Here is a 19,631-nt window from a genome sequence, read left to right as displayed (position 1 = left end):
AGCACCCGCCGGATGGGCGGGTGCTTGCCGATTATTGTAACATTCGTGAACAGTGTGGCGACAGGACGCAAAGCCCGCCGGGCCTTAGTCCTGCTCAAATGGGTCTGCCGCCCCGAGAATCTCTGCCGTAGCATCGCCGCATTGTGGCGGCGCATAGCGGTAGGTCACCGGCGTGCGTGAGAAGTTCAGCGGGTTGCCCAACAGTTTTACAGGACCGGCGGTCGAGGTCATGTCGATGGCCATGTCGCGGGCTGCCACCTGATCCGAGGCAAAGACCCGGTCGAGGGTCTGTACAGGCCCTGCGGGCACCTTGCGCGCTTCCATCCCGGCGATGACCTCGTCCATGGTGAACCGTTGCAAGGCCGGGATCAGGATATCGTTCAGCGCGCCACGATTTTGCAACCGCGCCGGGTTGGTGGCAAAGCGGGCATCCTCTGCCAGGCCTTCGAGGCCGAGGAATTCCATGAAACGGCGGAACTGGCTGTCATTACCGACGGCCAGAATGACATGGGCATCCGAGGTGTCATAGAGGCCATAGGGCACGATGCTGGGGTGTTCGTTGCCACGGCGCTGGGGCAGGGTGCCAGTGTTGAGATAGGCCACACCCTCGTTGATCAGCCAGGCCACTTGGGCATCGACCAGCGCCAGATCAATCTGCTGGCCTTCGCCGGTTTGGGTTTTGTGGTGCAGGGCGGCGAGAATGCCGATGGTGGCATACATGCCGCACATGACATCGGCGATGCCGACACCGGCCTTCACAGGCTGGCCCTCTGGTTCGCCTGTCAAAGACATGATGCCGCCGTAGCCCTGCGCCATCAGATCATAGCCGGGCTTGTGGCTGTTGGGGCCGGTCTGGCCGTAGCCGGAGATCGAACAATAAACCAGTCCCGGATGATCGGCGCGCATGCTGGCGTAGTCGAGCCCGTATTTCGCAAGGCCTCCGGGTTTGAAGTTCTCCACCAGAATATCGGCCTCGGCCGCCAGACGGTGGATTACGGCCTGACCTTCAGGGGTGGCGATATCCACCGCAATAGATCGTTTGTTGCGGTTGGCTGCCATGAAATAGGCCGAAAGATCCGAGGCTTCGCCGTCCTGATCCATTACATAGGGGGGGCCCCACTGACGCGTATCATCGCCGCCGGTTTTGGGATTTTCCACCTTTAGGACAATGGCACCCAGATCCCCCAGCATCTGCGTACAGGTGGGGCCTGCGAGAATGCGCGACAGATCCAAAACCTTGATACCTTTGAGGGCACCCTGGGCCAACGGGGGCAGCGGGGTGGGTGACTGTTGATCAGATGCGTCCATCATATCCTCCGGGGGTGATTTCGGCAGAGATGACAGTGAAACGATCCGAGGCCAAGGCCTCTGTCAGAGCTTTGTTGAGTTCGGCGCGATTACGTACCGTTGTGCCGTTGCCGCCAAAGGCCCGCCCCATGGCGGCAAAATCGTGACGGCCAAAATCCACCCCAGCGTTTGCCATCTGGCGCTGACGTTGTTTCAGCTCGATCAGCGCGAGGCTGGCATCGGCAAAGACCACAAAGATAGGGGCGACGCCGAGCTCGGCGGCGGTGGCCAGATCGCCCGCGACCATCAAAAAGCCGGCGTCGCCGGAAAAGCTGACCACTGGGCGGCTTGGGTCTGCCAGTTTGCGGCCGATGGCCATGGGAACGGCGCAGCCCATGGTGCAGAGCCCCGAAGACTGGATCAGCGCGCGCGGCTCATGGCACTGCCACATCTGGCTGAGCAGAATGCGATGCGCACCGCTGTCGGCACTGGCAAGGGTATTGTCGGGCAGGCTGGCGCGGCACTCAGAAATGATGGCAGCGGGGCCCCAGGTATCGTCGTGGGGAAAGGCTTCGGCCAGGGCTGCCTGTGCAGCTGCGGGGGCTTTGTCGGGCCATTTTTTTGTTGCACCGGGTTGCGCAGGCGTCAGCGCCTGTAGCGTCGGGGCAAGGGCTGCGGTGATCGCCAGGCTGGCCTGATGCATATAGTGGGTGTTGGAGACCGGGGTGATATCGATCATCCGCTGCCGGGTCGGATCCCAGACATCGCGCCAGCCCGGGCGCATCTCGATCGGGTCATAGCCAAGGCCGAGGATGAGATCGGACCGGTGCAGCAGCGGCAGCAGGTATTTGTCTGCCAGGGGCGAAAGGCCAGCACCGCCTAGGCACAGGGGGTGATCTTCGGGCAGGATGCCCTTGGCTTTGTAGGTGGTGACAAAGGGGATCTGGTGGCTCTCAAGAAAGGCGCGGATCGCGGCCCCGGCGTGTTCCTGCAGGGCGTCCAGACCGATGATGGCCAGCGGGCGTTCAGAGGTGTCGAGCCAGGAAAGCGCCTGCGCCAGTGTGGCGTTATCTGGCCGCGTCGGCGCTGCAGGCGCGCGGCGGCTGCCGCGATCTCTGGCGGGGGAGTCTGCGACCGAGATCGGGACATCAATATGCACCGGCCCATTGCGCGGTTCCGTGGCGATGGCGACGGCCTTATCGGCGATCAGATCTGCGGCCTCTGCATCCAGACGGAAGGTTGCCTTGGTGATTTCAGAAAACACCGCGCGATGGTCGAGCACCTGATGGGTATAGCTGTGTTCTTCGCTCGCATCGACGCAGCCGGTGAGCACCAGCATCGGCACCCGGTCCTGATGCGCGTTGGCAACCACATTGACACCGTTGAGGGCGCCGGGGCCAAGGGTCGCCACCAGAATGGCCGGCGCTCCATCGCTGTGGTGCATACCTTCGCCCATGAATCCGGCAGCGTTTTCATGTTTGGCCAGATGAAACTGGATGCCGGCCCTGACCAGCGCATCCACCAGCGTGAGCACCTCGCCGCCGGGCATGCCAAAGGCGTGGCGGCAACCTGCCTCGTATAGTCGTCTGGCCAGCACGTCGGCGGCGCGAAGGGTCTCGCTCATGTCTTGGATATCCCACTGTTTCTGAGGCAAAGAGATTGCTGATCACCGCAGGCTGCGCAAGCGGTATCACGGGGCTGTGACCGGTGGTGAGTGGAAGGCTGCCGACCGCAGGTGCGCGATCGTCCTAGTCCAGCGCCTGAGCCGCGATCCTGGCAAAGCGCAGATCCAGTTCGGCGGCGATTTGCAAAAGCTCTGCCCCGCCTTCACCCAGATAGGGCTGAAACACATGGCTGGGCTCTTTGTAAGAGAGTGTTGCACTGCCATTGGCAATTTCGGTGACGTTTTCGGTGACATAGAACCGGATGGGTGCTTCGATCATTGCGGCGGTGGAGAGCGCCAGTACCCGCACCGCGTAGTCATTGTTGAACACCCCAAGCACGCGATTGCCGGGGATGGTGATGCCACGCGCTGCGGCGGCCTGGGTCGGGCCAGCCTGGGTCACAGTGATCAGACCTTCGGCTTTGACGGCTGCGCGCAGATCCTGCAACAGCTGATCGTAGGGTTTTGTCGTGGGATGCACGGCCCAGCCGGGGCGCTGTTGTAGTGGCTGCGCTGTCAGCGGCATCAGCGGCGCACACAAAAAGCCGATGGCGAGCGTGAGCCGTAAGACACGACGGAGTAATCGGGGCAACATGGCGGTGACTCCTGCAAGAGAGATTACAAATCTGACCAGGACCATAGCCGAGGGCCCCGGCGTGGGGTCTCACATTGGCGTGTAACGCTTTGTGAGACCCCACGCCAGGGGGGGCGGTTTTCGGGCGTTCTGGCCAAGATCTGCCAGTCAACCATCGATCCAGCCATTCAGTCAGCCATGCAGCCAGTCAGCCATGCAGCCAGCCCGATATCTGGTCAGCCCGCGATCTTGCCTCCGCCTGTTTTGGTGACCACAACCACAGAGGGGCGCGGTGGCATTTTGGGATCAAAATCAGGCCAGCGGGTGGCCGGGTCTTCAAAGGTCGATGCGCGCTCAAAACCCTTCAGGGATTTGGTGCCATCGGTGCCGGGGTGCTGGACGGCCAAAAACAGCGTCTCGCCGTCATCGGTGAAATAGGGGCCGCAGAGCTCTCCGCCGACGGGGCAGCGGAAGAACAGTTTGGAATGGCCGCGCAAATCGCCTTCGGTTTCCAGCGCATAGAGCCCGTCGGATTTGCCGGTCTTGCCCCATTTACTGCCCTGATCGGTGGAGATCCACAGACGCCCATCGGCATCAAAGGCGCAGTTGTCGGGTGAGGCGAACCAACCGTTTTCGCTCGTTTCAGGGTTCCACTGCGCGCCAACCTCGGCAATCTCGGGGTCGCCACATTTGACCAGGATCGACCAGGTGCCTTTGATGGCCGCGTGATTGTCGCCGTCTTCCTTGATTTCGATAATATGGCCAAAAGTGTTTTTGGCACGGGGGTTTGCAGCGTTGATCTCATCCGCTTTGCGGCGGGTGTTATTGGTCAGCATGATATAGGCGGTGCCGTCGCCACGGGGCTGGGCATCTTCAGGACGATCCATCGGGGTCGCCCCCAAGGCATCTGCCGCAAGACGTGTGTCAATCAGCACATCGGCCTGGCTGGCAAAGCCGTTTTCAGCTGTCAGCGGCCCTGTGCCATGCACCAGCGGCAGCCAATGCACGGAGCCGTCGGCGTCAAACCGCGCCACATAGAGCGTGCCGTCGCTCAGTAGATCGGTGTTCTGGTCGGCCGTATAGGAGACCGTGCCGTTGGAGACATATTTGTACTGATAGTCGAACCGGTTGTCGTCGCCCATGTAGATCACCAGCTTGCCATCGCTGGAGACGGTTGTCTCGCAGCCCTCGTGGCGAAAACGACCCAAAGCAGTGTGTTTCACCGGCTTGGCATCGGGGGTGCGGGGATCCACCTCGACCACCCAGCCAAAACGGTTGGGCTCTTGTGGTTCCTTGTCGATGTTGAAGCGGTCATGGTGCTGACCCCAGGCATACCAGCCACCGGGCACGCCATAGCGCTTCATGCTGGCGGCATCCGCATGGGCGCTGAGGTCGGGCTTGCCATCGGCGTCGCGTGCGTCAGTCCAGAAATAGCCGTGGAAGTTTTCTTCGGCCATCAGCCAGGTGCCCCAGGGCGTCATACCACCAGCGCAGTTGTTGAGGGTGCCGATCACTGCCGTGCCGGAAGGATCAGCCTTGGTCTGCATGCGGGCATGACCTGCGGCGGGCCCGTCAAGGATCATCGCTGTGTCCAGCGGTGTGATGCGGCGGTTCAGGGTGCTGTCGCGCAGCACGGCCCATTTGCCATCTGCTCCTTTGGCGATCTCGACCACGGTGCCACCATGGGCGGCCATTTCGATGTCGATCAAGTCGCGTGTCATGCCGGTAAAGCCCTGCTTGTCCTGACGGCCGAGGCCAGGGAACATGACTTCTTCGTTGGTGTATTCGTGATTGACGCAGAGCAGGCCGCGTGTGCCTTCGGCGTTCAGCGGGGTAAAGCCGACGTAGTCGTTGTTATAGCCAAACTGTTTCAGCTGGGCCGCAGCAGTCTGGTTCATCACGTCAAACTCAGGCGCGTCGGCCATGATCGGATCACCCCAGCGCAGCAGCACGTCGGCCTCGTAGCCCTTGGCGATATGATGTTTTTCATCATTGCCCCAGGTCAATTCATCGAACTTGTAGCGGCTTTCGCTCTGCTGAGAAGCTTTGGCTGCGGTTGGGGCGACAAGCGCCGAGGTGCCAAACAAGGTCGTCGCAGCCGAGACACCAAGCATGCCACGCAGAACCTCTCGGCGGCCATAGCGGGCTGCGATCACGTCACCGATGGTGTTTTCAAGGTGCGGATTGGTGGGGATGTCGTCAAAGGCCTCATAGGCCTCTGCCTTGTTGCCGATCTCGGGATCGTTGATGATGTGCTTGCGGTCCATGGCGCGCTCCGTTTTCAAATGCGGTCCCGAGGGATGCCCGGTTGACGGGCGCTTTGTTGGCTGGGTTTGTAACAGGGTGATGTCGAACAACGCGCGTTCATCAAATCATCACAGCAGGGCCTGCACCACGTGCAGCGCGTGACTTTGGACAATGTCAGGCCGGCTCTGTTGGCTGATCCGCCACCCTATTCTGCGACACGAAAACCTTCGATGAGTTGGCGCAAGCCAAGGGCCGCCCCGGCAAAGATCGCCAGAAACGTCACCGGGGCCGAGATCGACAGCAGGGAAAAGGCGCTGAGCCCTTGGCCGACAGTGCAGCCCATGGCGATGACCGCACCGGCCCCCATGATGGCGGCGCCAAAGATCTGACGGCGCAGCTCGCGCGGGTCTTCGCAGGCTTCCCAGCGAAAATGGCCTTTCAGCATCGAGCCGATGAAAGCCCCCAGCCAGACGCCGGTAATCGAGCCGACGGCAAAGGACAGCGGCCGCAGGCTGCCGGTCATGGTCCAGAGAATGGTTTCCCCGAGCGGGGCTGAAAAGGAATGCGACACCACTTGCAGGGCTTCAAACCCTGCGCGGTTGATATAGGCCATTCCGGCCCAGCCAGATGTGACGGCAAGACCAACCACGACGGACCAGAAAATCGCGGCGGGGTCTCTGATCATCTCAGCGCTCCAGAGGCTGCCAGCTATCAGGGCGATCCCTGCAAGGATGCCAATTGGGGCAAGGGGCAGGCCGGTCAGGGCTGCGGCGTGATGGGCGAGGCCGGGCGCAAGGTCTGTGGTCACATCCTGTTGTTCAAACAGCAGGTTACGTAAGGGGGCCAGCGGGCCGGACAGCACTACATAGGTTGAGACCCCCATGACCAGAACGATCACAAAGCTGCGCAGATCGCCGCCACCCAGACGCGCAATTGCGCCGTAGCCGCAATTGCCGCTCAGCGCCATGCCGTAGCCAAACATCAGCCCGCCAATAATTGACGCCATCGGCATCCAGCGTACCGACAGATAAAACGAGCGCGTCTCGTCAAACAGTCCAAGCCCGATGAGAGTGAAACTGCTGACAACTGCGGTGCCAATCGCAAGGATCCACATGCGCATCCGCAGGGAGGATCCGCCATAAAGCAGGTCTTCGATTGCGCCAAGGGTACAGAACCGGCCCAGCCGCGCGGCCAAACCCAGCAGCACGCCGCCCACAAGGCCAACTGCGGCGGCCAGTTGGTGATCGCTCAACAGTTCAAACATGGGCGGCTTGTCCTTTCCAGAAAAGATACCAGGGCCAATCTCAGGGCCAAGTTGCCCAGATCCTGCGCCAGACTGCAAGAACGACCGCAAGAATTATGAGCAAACATATTGCCACAGGCAAGAGGCTGCAAAAACAGGGCGAGGCGCACAAACACCGTCTAGGGGCTGGCTTGGTACAAGTTCGGTGACAGGGGGGCGCTGGTTGGAGGGCGCCGCCGGTTGGGGGAAGTCGGCTGAGGAGCTGAGCCTGCGCTTTGGTCAGATCTAGCCGACTGGCCAAGGCGGCTAGGGGCACAAAGAGCCCAATCCCGAGCACACCTCAGGCTCGCATCATTCCTCACGTTCGCCTTCGTAGAAGACAACTGGCCCGTATCTGACCTCAGGTTGGTATCTGAACTCAGGTTGGTATCTGAACTCAGGCCCGTATCCGAGATCAGGAATGATTTTCGGCGCAGAACAGTTCGTAGACCACTTCGAGAATACGGCGGGGGCGATCATCGGCCAGCCGGTAATAAATCGCTTTTCCATCACGCCGGGGCACCACCAGACCTTCGAGACGCAGCCGCGACAGTTGCTGTGAAACTGCAGCCTGACGCGCGGCCAAAAGGTCTTCCAACTCGGTTACGGATTTCTCGCCGGTGACCAGATGGCACAGGATCATCAACCGGCCCTCGTGGCTGATCGCCTTGAGGAAGTTTGAAGCAATGGTGGCGTTGTCCACCATATTGTCCAGCTCATCCGGGGCCATATCAGCCGAGAATTGCGGTAGTGCCATGATCGCGTCTCCTGCGGTGGCGGCGCGTCGCGGGCCACCTGTGATCCAGTTCATATGTTGCCTTTGTTGCCATGGCTGGCAATTCAGCTAGCTGCCGGGGCTTTCGGCGGTGTCAGGGGTGAACCCGACATGTTTGCTCAACAGTTGCGCCAACAGAGGCCAAAAGAAGTCTTCACCGGGATAGCCTTCGAGACGGGCCATCTCATGACTGTCTTTCACAATCAAGAAGGTCGGAGTGAAATTGACCCGACGTGCGGTTTTCAGGTCATCCGGTATCGCACGCAGATCGACCCGACGCAGAGGCGCAAAGGCGCCTTCGGTGGTCTTCGGGTAGATAGGAGCGATTTCTTCGTTCCAGCGGCGACACCATTCGCAGCCCTGCTGTTCGACCATCACGAGCTCAACCCCGGATGATGGCGCAGTTCTGGCTGCCTGATTGGCCGCCTGTGTACCGGCAGTTTCGGTCCCGCTGGCGGCCAAAGCCACGAGGGGCGAAAATAGCAAAACCACCAGCGTCAGAAGGCTCTGGCGCAGCAGATGGGGCAGGTGGTTTGGTATGTACCTGTTTGGCAAAAACTGAGCTATCATGTCCTCTACCGTTGACGGCGCCCTCTGATTGGGGCTTGATACTACATAATTTGAATATGTGAATAACACAAGTCTTGGCCGCATTGGCAAGGCTTTGGGAGAACAAGATACCGTGATGCTGGAAATCTCATACCTTGGGGCGGCCTTTGCCGGGCTCCTAAGCTTTTTTACGCCCTGCATCCTGCCGATGGTGCCGTTTTACCTGTCCTATCTGGGCGGGATGTCGATGGCAGAACTGCGTAGCGATGGCGAAATCGCCCCCGGTGCGCAGCGGCGCATGGTGCTGGCAGCCGTCTGCTTTGCCGCCGGTGTCACCTCTGTTTTCATGCTGATGGGCATGGGGGCCACAGCGCTTGGGCAGCTGTTTGGCCAGTACATGGAGATCCTGTCCTATGGGGCCGCTGCTCTGTTGGTGCTGTTTGGTCTGCATTTCCTTGGCGTGGTCCGCATTCCGCTGCTGTACCGCGAAGCACGGATGGAAAGCGAGGCGGATCCGTCCAGCTTCATCGGCGCCTATCTGATGGGGCTGGCCTTTGGCTTTGGCTGGACGCCCTGTGTGGGACCGGCATTGGCCTCGATCTTGATGGTGGCCTCGGGCATGGGCGAAATCTGGCGTGGTGGTGCATTGCTTCTGGTCTATGGTGCTGCCATGACCGCGCCTTTTGTGGTTGCGGCATTCTTTGCGAAGCCATTTTTGGGCTGGGTGGCGCGCCATCGCGCCGCCTTTCACTGGGTTGAAAAAATCATGGGGGCGATGCTGATCCTGTTTGCCATTCTGATCGTCACCGGCGGCGTGCGCTGGATTGCCGATCTGATGATCCGCTGGATGCCAAGCTTTGCAACTATCGGATAAAGAACACTGCTGAACTCGAAATTTTGGGAGGGAAAAATGAAACACTGGATGTTGAAACTCGCCGCCCTTGCGCTGGCGCTGCCCCTGGTCGTAACGGACGTCGCCGCGGTTGAGCTGGGCGATGACGGGCTGCACAAGACGCCCTGGATGCGCGAGACCTTCAAGGATCTGCGCGAAGACCTGGAAGAGGCAAATAGCGAAGGCAAACGCCTGGTGCTGTTTTTTGAGCAGCGTGGCTGCATCTATTGCACCAAAATGCACGAGGAGGTTTTCCCGCGACCAGAGGTTTCCGACTATATCGCGGACAACTACTTTGTGGTGCAACTGAACCTCTATGGGGATGTTGAGGTCACCGATTTCGATGGCTCCGTGCTGGCCGAAAAAGACATGGCGCGCAAATGGGGCGTGCTGTTCACGCCGACGATTCTGTTCCTGCCGGAAGAGGTTGGCGAAGGGGGTACAGCCCCGCAGGCTGCCGTTGCGACAATGCCGGGGGCCTTTGGGCCCGGAACCACTCTGGACATGTTCACCTGGGTGCGCGAAAAGAGGTATCTTCTTGACAACGGGGAAGATTTTCAACGCTACCATGCGCGTCGTATTCGCGAGCGCAACAATGGATCAGCAGATTAACGCCGGACGCACTTATATAATAATTCACACTATTGAATTTGTTGTTGCGTTGGGGGGCATCGGTGCCCTACGGTATACCACAGCTAAGCCCGCCAGATAGCGGGTGGCAGCCAACGGGAGGAACCATGAAGAGACTATCTCTGACACTGGCCATGTGCCTGACCGGGAGTGCAACCCTGGCGGCAGATGTTGCGCCAAAGGATGTGCAGTTTGACGAGGATGGCGCTGTTGCGGCTTCCTTGACCGGAACCGCAGGAGACGCCGTCAACGGCGCTCTGGTTGCGGGCACCAAATCGCTGGGCAACTGTGTTGCCTGTCATCAGCTTACCGCCTTGGCGGATGTGCCGTTTCACGGCGAAATCGGCCCCTCGCTGGATGGTGCCGGTGAGCGCTGGACCGAAGCAGAGCTGCGCGGTTTGATGACCAATGCAAAAATGACCTTTGAAGGCACGATGATGCCTGCATTTTACAAGGTCGACGGCTTTATTCGCCCAGGGGATGCCTATACCGGCAAAGCCCCGACCGAGGCGCTGACGCCGATCCTGACGGCGCAGGAAATCGAAGATGTTGTCGCATTCCTTGCGACACTGAAAGAAGAATAAGGGCAGAGGTACCCCCTCTCGCCTGACCTAAAAGTCAAAGGAGACTGAAGATGGAGTTCTCACGTCGCGAGACCCTGGCCATGGGCCTTGGTGCTGCCGTGCTGACCGTTCTGCCGTTCCGCGTAAGCGCGAGCACAGAAGATCGGATTGCCGAGTTTACTGGTGGTGCCGATATGGCGGACACAGGTGTGACCCTGACCGCGCCCGAGATTGCCGAAAACGGCAACACCGTGCCAATCGAAGTGAGCGCCCCTGGTGCGACGGCTATTCTGGTGCTGGCCACCGGCAACCCGACGCCTGGTGTTGCGACCTTCAACTTTGGCCCGCTGGCCGCCAGCCAGGCTGCCGCCACCCGGATCCGCCTTGCCGGTACCCAGGATGTGGTTGCGATCGCCAAACTGGCCGATGGCAGCTTCGCCAAGGCAAGCGCTGCCGTCAAAGTGACCATCGGTGGCTGCGGCGGCTAAACCCGCCTACAGGCATATCCGATTACGGCCTGAATACGGCCTGACTACGAAGGAGTTAAAGACATGGCATCCGGTGTAAAACCCCGCGTCAAAGTCCCGAAAAAAGCAGCTGCCGGTGAGGCAGTCACCATCAAGACCCTGATCAGCCACCAGATGGAAAGCGGTCAGCGCAAGGATAAGGCCGGAAACCTGATCCCGCGTTCGATCATCAACCGCTTTACCTGTGAGTTCAACGGTCAGTTGGTTACCGATATCACCATCGAGCCCGCAGTCTCGACCAACCCTTATTTTCAGTTCGAGGCCACCGTGCCCGAAGCCGGTGAATTCGTCTTCACTTGGTATGATGATGACGGGTCGGTCTATGACGCCAAAAAGGCGGTCGCTATCGCCTGATCCCTTCCGGATCTCAAGGCACGGCACCCTGGCCGCAGACGCGGGCAGGGTGGATACCCAAGGGAGGACAAGGAATGAACTATAAGGCGCTTACCGCCATTGCCGTCGTGCTCAGCCTGCCGCTATCTGCCCATGCAGATGCGGATAATGACACGTTGGTGATCAACGAAGAAGACACGCTGGTAACCAAAGCAGCAGCACCGGCTCATGTGGCCGATGTACTGGACGAGGTCATGTCGGGCTGGCACTTCCGCTCTGACGAGACCCAGTCTCTGCAGATGGACGATTTTGAAAACCCCGCAATGGTCTTTGTGGATCAGGCCATGGATACTTGGGAGACCGTCGAGGGTTCCGAAGGTAAATCCTGTGCCTCCTGCCACGACGATGTGGACGAAAGCATGGCTGGCGTGCGCGCGGTATACCCTAAGTGGAACGAGACCGCAGGCGAAGTCCGCACTCTGCCGATGCAGATCAACGACTGTCGCGAAAACCAGATGGGCGCTGAAAAGTGGAAGTACACTGGCGGCAAGATGAACGCGATGGAGGCACTGATTTCGGTGCAATCACGTGGCATGCCGGTCAATGTTGCCATTGACGGTCCGGTCCAGGCGATGTGGGAGCAGGGTAAAGAGATGTACTATACCCGCACCGGTCAGCTGGAACTGTCCTGCGCCAACTGCCACGAAGAAAGCTATGGCAAGATGATCCGCGCTGATCACCTGAGCCAGGGCCAGATCAACGGTTTTCCAGCCTATCGTCTGAAAAACGCCAAGCTCAACAACGTGCATGCCCGATTCAAAGGCTGCGTACGTGACACCCGCGCCGAGACCTACAAGCCAGGCTCGTCGGATTTTGTCGCACTTGAGCTTTATGTCGCTTCGCGCGGCAATGGGCTGGCCGTCGAAGGTCCTTCGGTCCGTAACTAATCAAGTTTTGCACCCCGCGTCTGAACAGGCGCGGGGTGTTTCGCACTTTACAAATTCATAGATGCGAATATGAATCATATTTGCCTCTCATGATTGCACAGGATGACAGATAGACATGATCTCGCGCCGTGATTTTTTGCAGGTATCGATGGCCGCTTCCGCCTTGGTTGGGGCCTCTGGTTTTGGAAATTGGGGCCGTCTGGCCGCGCAGCAGAGCCTGACCCAGGATCAGCTGCTGCAGTTTGACACCTTTGGCAATATCAGCCTGATCCATATCACTGATATTCACGCGCAGCTGAAACCGATCTATTTCCGCGAGCCTTCGGTCAATCTGGGCGTTGGTGGCAACAAGGGGCATGTGCCACACATCACCGGTGCTGATTTCCGCAAGGCTTACGGCATTGCTGATGGCAGCCCATCGGCCTATGCGCTGACTCATGATGATTTCTCGTCGCTGGCGCAGGGCTATGGCCGCGTTGGCGGTATGGACCGGGTCGCGACCGTGATCAACGCGATCCGCGCCGAACGCCCCGATGCCTTGCTGCTGGATGGCGGCGACACCTGGCACGGATCCTACACCTGCCATCACACCGCCGGTCAGGATATGGTCAATGTAATGAACGCATTGAAGCCCGACGCAATGACCTTCCACTGGGAGTTCACGCTAGGTTCTGACCGGGTGAACGAGATCGTCGAGGGCCTGCCCTTTGCCGCTTTGGGTCAGAACATCTTTGATAGCGAGTGGGACGAGCCCGCCGAGCTGTTCAAGCCTTACAAATTCTTTGAGCGTGGTGGTGCCAAGGTGGCCGTCATCGGCCAGGCTTTCCCCTATATGCCCATCGCCAACCCCGGCTGGATGTTCCCAGAGTATTCATTCGGTATCCGTGACGAGCACATGCAGGAAATGGTCGATGAGGTCCGCGCGGCGGGCGCTGATCTGGTGGTTCTGTTGTCGCACAACGGCTTTGACGTCGACAAGAAAATGGCCAGCGTTGTCACCGGGATCGATGTGATCCTGTCCGGTCACACCCATGACGCGCTGCCCGAACCGGTTCTGGTCGGCAAGACCCATATCATTGCCTCCGGCTCCAACGGCAAATTCGTCAGCCGTATTGATCTGGATGTACGCGACGGCCAGATGATGGGCATTCGCCACAAGCTGATCCCGATCTTTGCGGATGTGATCGCACCGGACCCTGTCATCACCAAGCTGATCGATGAGCAGCGCGCGCCCTATGCGGATCAGCTGGCCGAGGTCGTCGGCAAGACTGACTCGCTGCTCTATCGTCGCGGCAATTTCAACGGCACCTGGGATGATTTGATCTGCGACGCACTGCTGAGCGAACGTGAAGCCGATATCGCCATGTCGCCCGGCGTGCGCTGGGGGCCTTCGCTTGTGCCTGGCGATGACATCACCCGCGAAGACATCTGGAATGTCACCTCCATGAGCTATGGCGCCGCCTACCGCTCTGAGATGACAGGTGAATTCATTAAGGTGATCCTCGAAGATGTTGCAGACAACATCTTCAACCCCGATCCCTACTACCAGCAGGGCGGCGATATGGTGCGTATCGGTGGCATGGGCTATCGCATCGACATCACCAAGCCGCAGGGCGAACGGATCAGCGAGATGACCCTGCTGAAAACCGGTGAGAAAATCGACGCCAGCAAATCCTACGTGGTGTCTGGCTGGGCCAGCGTCAATGAAGGCACCGAAGGCCCAATGATCTGGGATGTGGTCGAAGATCACATTCGCAAACAGGGAACGGTTTCCGTCACCCCCAATACATCGGTCAATGTGGTTGGGGCCTAAACCCCACCTCTTGGGTGCCGCCGGAGATTTGTCTCCAGCGGCACTCTGATCTGACCAAAATTTTTTGCGCTGATAAATTCACGAACGTGAATTTGTCGATGTAAGGAGAGAAAAATGAGCGATAAAGCAAAGACATTTGCCCCCTCGCGCCGCCAGTTTCTGGCCGGTGCGGCGGCCGGGGCAGGGGCCGCAGCCGCCAGTGCTGCGTCCGCAACGGCTACCCCGGATCCCCTGATCACCGAGGTTCAGGAATGGGCCAGCGGTTTGGGCGATGGCGTTGATGCCACCCCTTACGGTCTGCCGATCCAGTTTGAACAGGATGTGGTGCGCCGCAATGTGGAATGGCTGACGGCGGATACCATCAGCTCGATCAACTTCACGCCAATCCATGCGCTGGATGGCACGATCACCCCACAGGGTTGCGCTTTTGAACGGCACCATTCCGGTGCGATCGAGCTGAAAAAAGAAGACTACCGGCTGATGATCAATGGCTTGGTGGATACACCACTGGTGTTCTCCTATGCCGATCTGGAACGGTTCCCACGGGAAAACCGGGTCTATTTCTGTGAATGCGCGGCCAACTCCGGCATGGAATGGGCAGGCGCACAGCTGAATGGCGCGCAGTTCACCCATGGCATGATTCACAACATGGAATATTCCGGCGTCTCGCTGCGCACCCTGCTCGAAGAAGCTGGCCTCGCAGCCGCAGGCGATTTCAAGGACAAATGGGTCTATGTCGAAGGGGCAGATGCTTCGTCGAACGGCCGCTCGATCCCGCTGGAAAAGGCGCTGGACGATGTGCTGGTGGCCTTCAAGGCCAATGGCGAGGCCCTGCGCAAAGAGCACGGCTACCCTGTGCGTCTGGTTGTTCCCGGTTGGGAAGGCAACATGTGGGTCAAATGGCTGCGCCGGATCGAGGTCATGGATGGCCCGGTCGAAAGCCGCGAAGAGACTTCAAAATACACCGACACACTGGCCAATGGTGTGGCTCGTAAATGGACCTGGGAGATGGATGCGAAGTCGGTCGTCACCAGCCCCAGCCCGCAGGCCCCGATCACTCATGGCAAAGGTCCGCTGGTGATCACCGGTCTGGCCTGGTCAGGACGTGGAGCCATCACGGGTGTTGATGTGTCAACCGATGGTGGCAAAACCTGGACCGAGGCCCGCCTGGGCGCACCTGGCACCGACAAGGCGCTGACGCGGTTCTATCTGGATATCAACTGGGACGGCTCGGAGATGTTCCTGCAAAGCCGGGCGCGCGACAGCTCTGGCTATGTGCAGCCTACCAAGACCCAGCTGCGCGAAGTGCGTGGACTGAACTCGATCTATCACAACAATGCCATCCAGACCTGGTGGGTCAAGGCAACCGGGGAGGCAGAAAATGTCGAAGTTTCCTAAAGTTATCGCCGGAGCGGCCATTGCAACAGCACTGAGCCTGCCCGCCTATGCAGGCAGCTATGGCCTAGGCCGCACCGCGCTGCCGGAAGAGATCGCAGCCTGGGATCTTGATGTGTCACCTGATGGCACCGGTCTGCCTGCGGGTTCTGGCGATGTGCTGACCGGCGAAGAGGTTTTCGCCGAACAGTGTGCCGTCTGCCATGGTGATTTTGCCGAAGGCGTCGACAACTGGCCAAAACTGGCAGGTGGTCAGGGCACGCTGGATCACGAGGATCCGCTGAAAACTGTTGGCTCCTACTGGCCCTATCTTTCGACCACCTGGGACTATGTGAACCGGTCGATGCCCTTTGGCGCCGCTCAGACGCTGGAGCCGGATGAGGTCTATGCCATCGTGGCCTATATCCTTTATTCCAACGATCTGGTGGATGAGGATTTCGTGCTGTCGGATGAGACCTTTACCGGGGTAGAGCTGCCCAACGCTGGGGGTTTCATTCTTGATGACCGGCTGGAAAGCGAAAAGCACTTCTGGAACCCTGAGCCCTGCATGGAAAACTGCAAGGACAGCGTTGAGATCACCATGCGCGCGCTGGTGCTGGATGTGACTCCGGAAGAAACCAGTGCAGCGGCAGAACCGGCTGAGGCGGTTGTCGAAGAGGCTGCAGTTGCGGAACCGGTTGCCGAACCTGTAGCGGAACCGGTGGTTGAAGAGGTCGCGCTGGATCCTGAACTGCTGGCCAAAGGCGCCAAGGTTTTCAAGAAATGCAAAGCCTGCCATAAGGTTGGTGATGGTGCCAAGAACAGCACCGGCCCGCTGCTGAACGGCATTGTCGGTGCCGATGCCGGTGCGGTCGAAGGCTTCAAATATTCCAAGGTGATGAAGGCAGCTGCCGAAGATGGTCTGGTCTGGAGCGACGACGAGCTGGCCGCCTTTTTGACCAAGCCGCGCAAATACATGAAGGGCACCAAGATGTCCTTTGCCGGGCTCAAAAAAGAGGCAGACATCGAAGCAGTGATCACCTATCTGCGCTCTTTCGACTGACCTAAGGTCGGTTTTCAGGCTGGCACGAAACCAACAGAGGGCTTCCGGATTTCCGGGAGCCCTTTATCGTTGCTGTTGTTGGTGCTGGCCCTGTCAAAACACTCCACAGGTTTTTTTCCAAAAAATGCCCGCGCATTAACGTGCTCCTTACAAGTTTCGGCGAATTTTAGGAAAGCAAGACACTTTCAACAGACGACAAAAGGGCTGTTTATGAGCGACTGGACCTCCGGCTACGTAGCCGATCTAGATTATTCACATGATTTCTTTCGCGAGATGACGCCCTCGCTCATGGCGTTCTCGGCGCTTTCCAAGGGGCAAAAACAGCGACTTGATCAGGGGCGCCTCAGCTATTGTGAACTGGGATGTGGGCAGGGTTTCACCTCTAATCTGCTGGCCGCTGCCAACCCGCATATCGATTTTCATGCGATGGATTTCAGCCCCTCGCATATCGTTGGCGCGCAGCAACTGGCGCTGGACGCCGCGCTGGACAACGTCTTTTTCTACGAACGCTCCTTTGCGGATTTCGATCAACAGGACGGGCTGCCGAACCAATTTGATGTCATCGCGCTGCATGGGGTGATGAGCTGGGTTTCCAAGGAAAACCAATCTCTCGTCATTGATTTTATCGGCAAACGCCTGAAGCCAGGCGGGCTGGTATACGTCAGCTACAACTCACTTGCAGCCTGGGCCTCGGCGATGCCGCTGCGGCGCATTTTGCTGGATCGGGCGGATCAGGCAACCGGCCAGCTCGAAGGTCGCGTGGAGGATGCGCTGGAATTTGCCAATACGCTGGAGCAGGCCGGGGCGCGCTATTTCATCGACAACCCATCGGCCAGCGCGCGTCTTGGCAGTACCAAGACGATGTCGCGCACCTATCTGGCGCACGAGCTGTTCAACGCTGATTGGACCCCGTTTCACTTTGGCGATATCGCTGGGGATCTGGGACAGGCCAAGCTGAATTTTCTCGGGTCGGCCAACGTGCTGGAACATCTGGATGAGATTTCGCTGACGCCGAAACAGATCGCGCTTTTGGCGCAGGAGAGCGATCCTGTGCGTCGCGAAGCACTGAGGGATGTTTTGGTCAACGAACAGTTCCGCATGGACCTGTTTGTCAAAGGCAGCCTGCCATATCAGCAGCGCGGTGCAGTTGCCGCCTGGTTCGACATGCCTCTGGCGCTGATGACCAGCTATTCCGGCGGTGTGCTCAAGCAGTCTTGGCGGCTTGGTGAGATCCCATTGGATCACACCCAGTATGAGCCAATCCTGTCAGCTCTGGGCAAGGGGCCGCAAACGGTTCGCCAGCTTTTGAACGATGGCGCCTTTGGCGAGATGAACTGGGGAGAAATTACCCGTCTGCTTACGATCCTCATTGGCACCGGCAGTCTTAGCCCCTGTTTGCCGCAGGACGATCTGGAGGCGCGCAGGCAGCGCTGTCAGGCCTTCAATCAGGCGGTCTGTAGCCGTGCGCAAGACAGCGATACACTTGGATTTCTGGCCTCACCGGTTACCGGGGGCGGCCTGGCCCTTGACCGGTTTGAACAATTGTTCTTGTTGGCATTGGGAGAAGGCAAGGAAAGCCCTAGAGAGTGGGCCGACCTGGCCTGGCAGATCCTGTCCAGCCAAGGCCAGAGGGTTCAGTTGGATGGTCGGGCTCTGGAGCATCCCGAGGAAAACCTGGCGGTTCTGAACGCAAGGGCACAGGCCTTTGCCAGCCGCCGACTGCCGCTGTGTGAAGCCCTGGGGATTTCGTTGATCTCCACCAGTCAGGATGATCAGGCAGCCGGTCATGCAGAAGGTGATGTTACCGAACAGATGCCTAAACCTTCCGAACCGGTGCAGCTGCATCAGGAAAGCGCCGCCTGAAGATCGGAGACTGTTCTGCCCGTCGCCGCAAGACGAAGAGGCATTTGAGCTAGAGAAACATCGCATTTGAAACAAAAGACCGCAGGCTTCGGGCTGCGGTCTTTTGCTTTTGGGGCTCGGCCCTTCAGACGATATTGTGGGCGCTATCCAACGGCGCGGGATGCTCTCAGTTCCATCCCTTGCGGAAAAAATGCGGTGAGGCGCCGAATTTGCGTTTGAATTGGCGTGAGAAATGCGTCGAGCTGTTGAAACCGGAGGCCAGCGCAATCTCTGTGACGCTCATCGAGGTTTCATTCATCAGAGCAAAGGCATGGCTGAGGCGCATGTCGAAATAGACATGCATCGGGCTTTGATTGAGATAGCGCGAGAACAGCCGTTCCAGCTGGCGGCGTGAGATATCAAGGCGATCACAAAGCTCGCCAATCGACAGGGGTTCCTCAATGGCGGATTGCATCAGTTGCAGCGCGTTGAGCAGGCGCTGATTGCGGCTACCGATGGCGACGGCAAAGTTGGATTTCTGCGGCGCAGCCTGACCACCGGAGCGGACGTGCAGACACATATCGGCAACAATGATCGCAAGTTGCTTGCCATGACGCGCCTCGATCAGGTTCAGCATCAGGTCGGTCGCAGCATTGCCGCCCCCGCAGGTCATCAAGGCACCGCTGATCTCGAAGGTATTGGCTGTGGGTTCCAGATCGGGGTAGCTTTCCTGAAAGCCGGGCTGGTTTTCCCAGTGCAGCGTAAAGGCTTGATCGCGGATCAGACCAGCCTGCGCCAGCGCAAAGGCCCCGGTGCAGATGCCGCCAACTGATCGGCCGAAACGGCTTTCGCGGCGCAGCCAGTTCAGGGTTGCCTCTCCGGCGGTGGATTGCGGCTCAACCCCGGCGCAGACAAAACCGGCCGCATCCGAAGGCAGCGGTTGCAGCGGCATATCCGGCGTCACCATCATGCCGTTTGAACAGCGTACCGGATTGCCATCCTCGGTGAGGATGAACCAGCGGTACAATTTCGTATTGGTGACCTGATTTGCGATGCGCAGTGGCTCGATCGCCGCCGCAATGGGCAACATTGTCGCCTTGGGCAACAACAGAAAAAAGAAATCCTGCGGCGCGCCCTCAAAAGGAACTGCCAGAGTTGCCGAGGCCCCCTTTTGAACAAAACTGTCTTCTGTCATGGCGGCATCCTGATCCGAGGGCGGGGGATTCCCGCAGTGCAATAAGGCGCAAGATGGAGGTCTTACGTTTTGCGA

At 59.1% G+C, this 19,631-nt stretch carries 18 protein-coding genes; 10 read left to right on the top strand and 8 right to left on the bottom strand.

Translation table 11 applies throughout. The features are described from left to right. Nucleotides 1-84 precede the first annotated feature (84 nt). The 7 genes from PH5382_RS00580 to PH5382_RS00550 form a co-directional block, all read right to left on the bottom strand. On the bottom strand, nt 85-1,311 hold the full coding sequence (locus PH5382_RS00580) for a CaiB/BaiF CoA transferase family protein (RefSeq protein ID WP_156414810.1): 1,227 nt from the start codon (nt 1,309-1,311) through the stop codon (nt 85-87). Then, on the bottom strand, nt 1,295-2,911 hold the full coding sequence (locus PH5382_RS00575) for a thiamine pyrophosphate-binding protein (RefSeq protein WP_058332406.1): 1,617 nt from the start codon (nt 2,909-2,911) through the stop codon (nt 1,295-1,297). The genes PH5382_RS00580 and PH5382_RS00575 overlap by 17 nt, the downstream gene beginning before the upstream one ends. A 124-nt stretch (nt 2,912-3,035) precedes the next feature. After that, nucleotides 3,036-3,476 (bottom strand): DUF302 domain-containing protein, encoded by a 441-nt coding sequence (locus PH5382_RS00570; protein ID WP_058332647.1) that lies wholly within the window; start codon nt 3,474-3,476, stop codon nt 3,036-3,038. Nucleotides 3,477-3,760: 284 nt separating this feature from the next. Further along, complete coding sequence (locus tag PH5382_RS00565) at nt 3,761-5,791, bottom strand: PhoX family protein (RefSeq protein WP_058332405.1); 2,031 nt, start codon at nt 5,789-5,791, stop codon at nt 3,761-3,763. 185 nt (nt 5,792-5,976) lie between these two features. Then, nucleotides 5,977-7,035, bottom strand: coding sequence for a YeeE/YedE family protein (locus PH5382_RS00560; protein WP_058332404.1), 1,059 nt, complete (start codon nt 7,033-7,035; stop codon nt 5,977-5,979). 433 nt (nt 7,036-7,468) lie between these two features. Then, nucleotides 7,469-7,810 carry an ArsR/SmtB family transcription factor gene (locus tag PH5382_RS00555; protein ID WP_058332646.1) on the bottom strand — a complete coding sequence of 114 codons (342 nt, stop codon included), beginning with the start codon at nt 7,808-7,810 and terminating at the stop codon, nt 7,469-7,471. 87 nt (nt 7,811-7,897) lie between these two features. After that, complete coding sequence (locus PH5382_RS00550; protein WP_231751762.1) at nt 7,898-8,296, bottom strand: thioredoxin domain-containing protein; 399 nt, start codon at nt 8,294-8,296, stop codon at nt 7,898-7,900. Between the two features lie 217 nt (nt 8,297-8,513). Between PH5382_RS00550 and PH5382_RS00545 the strand changes: the two genes are divergently transcribed. From PH5382_RS00545 to PH5382_RS00500, 10 genes are all read left to right on the top strand, one after another. Continuing rightward, nucleotides 8,514-9,251: a cytochrome c biogenesis CcdA family protein gene (locus PH5382_RS00545; protein WP_058332403.1), complete on the top strand. Its 738-nt coding sequence runs from the start codon at nt 8,514-8,516 to the stop codon at nt 9,249-9,251. A 36-nt stretch (nt 9,252-9,287) separates the two neighbouring features. Next, nucleotides 9,288-9,881, top strand: coding sequence for a thioredoxin family protein (locus tag PH5382_RS00540; protein WP_082645524.1), 594 nt, complete (start codon nt 9,288-9,290; stop codon nt 9,879-9,881). A 125-nt stretch (nt 9,882-10,006) separates the two neighbouring features. Beyond that, nucleotides 10,007-10,483 carry a sulfur oxidation c-type cytochrome SoxX gene (gene soxX / locus PH5382_RS00535; RefSeq protein ID WP_058332401.1) on the top strand — a complete coding sequence of 159 codons (477 nt, stop codon included), beginning with the start codon at nt 10,007-10,009 and terminating at the stop codon, nt 10,481-10,483. Between the two features lie 50 nt (nt 10,484-10,533). Next, nucleotides 10,534-10,950, top strand: a complete 417-nt coding sequence (gene soxY / locus PH5382_RS00530) for a thiosulfate oxidation carrier protein SoxY (RefSeq protein WP_058332400.1) — start codon at nt 10,534-10,536, stop codon at nt 10,948-10,950. 63 nt (nt 10,951-11,013) lie between these two features. Beyond that, on the top strand, nt 11,014-11,343 hold the full coding sequence (gene soxZ, locus PH5382_RS00525; RefSeq protein WP_058332399.1) for a thiosulfate oxidation carrier complex protein SoxZ: 330 nt from the start codon (nt 11,014-11,016) through the stop codon (nt 11,341-11,343). A 74-nt stretch (nt 11,344-11,417) separates the two neighbouring features. Then, nucleotides 11,418-12,269: a sulfur oxidation c-type cytochrome SoxA gene (gene soxA / locus PH5382_RS00520; RefSeq protein WP_058332398.1), complete on the top strand. Its 852-nt coding sequence runs from the start codon at nt 11,418-11,420 to the stop codon at nt 12,267-12,269. Between the two features lie 115 nt (nt 12,270-12,384). Beyond that, complete coding sequence (soxB, locus tag PH5382_RS00515; RefSeq protein ID WP_058332397.1) at nt 12,385-14,082, top strand: thiosulfohydrolase SoxB; 1,698 nt, start codon at nt 12,385-12,387, stop codon at nt 14,080-14,082. A gap of 114 nt (nt 14,083-14,196) precedes the next feature. Continuing rightward, on the top strand, nt 14,197-15,480 hold the full coding sequence (soxC, locus tag PH5382_RS00510; RefSeq protein ID WP_058332396.1) for a sulfite dehydrogenase: 1,284 nt from the start codon (nt 14,197-14,199) through the stop codon (nt 15,478-15,480). Continuing rightward, nucleotides 15,464-16,519, top strand: coding sequence for a c-type cytochrome (locus PH5382_RS00505; protein ID WP_058332395.1), 1,056 nt, complete (start codon nt 15,464-15,466; stop codon nt 16,517-16,519). The genes soxC and PH5382_RS00505 overlap by 17 nt, the downstream gene beginning before the upstream one ends. Nucleotides 16,520-16,729: 210 nt before the next feature. After that, nucleotides 16,730-18,382: a class I SAM-dependent methyltransferase gene (locus PH5382_RS00500; RefSeq protein WP_082645523.1), complete on the top strand. Its 1,653-nt coding sequence runs from the start codon at nt 16,730-16,732 to the stop codon at nt 18,380-18,382. A 166-nt stretch (nt 18,383-18,548) separates the two neighbouring features. Here PH5382_RS00500 and PH5382_RS00495 read toward each other — a convergent pair whose 3' ends face one another. Then, on the bottom strand, nt 18,549-19,556 hold the full coding sequence (locus tag PH5382_RS00495) for a GlxA family transcriptional regulator (protein ID WP_058332394.1): 1,008 nt from the start codon (nt 19,554-19,556) through the stop codon (nt 18,549-18,551). Nucleotides 19,557-19,631 lie beyond the last annotated feature (75 nt).

The sequence above is a fragment of the Phaeobacter sp. CECT 5382 genome, assembly GCF_001457775.1.
Classification (GTDB): Bacteria; Pseudomonadota; Alphaproteobacteria; order Rhodobacterales; family Rhodobacteraceae; genus Pseudophaeobacter.
This window is presented reverse-complemented; position numbering and strand designations above follow the sequence as displayed.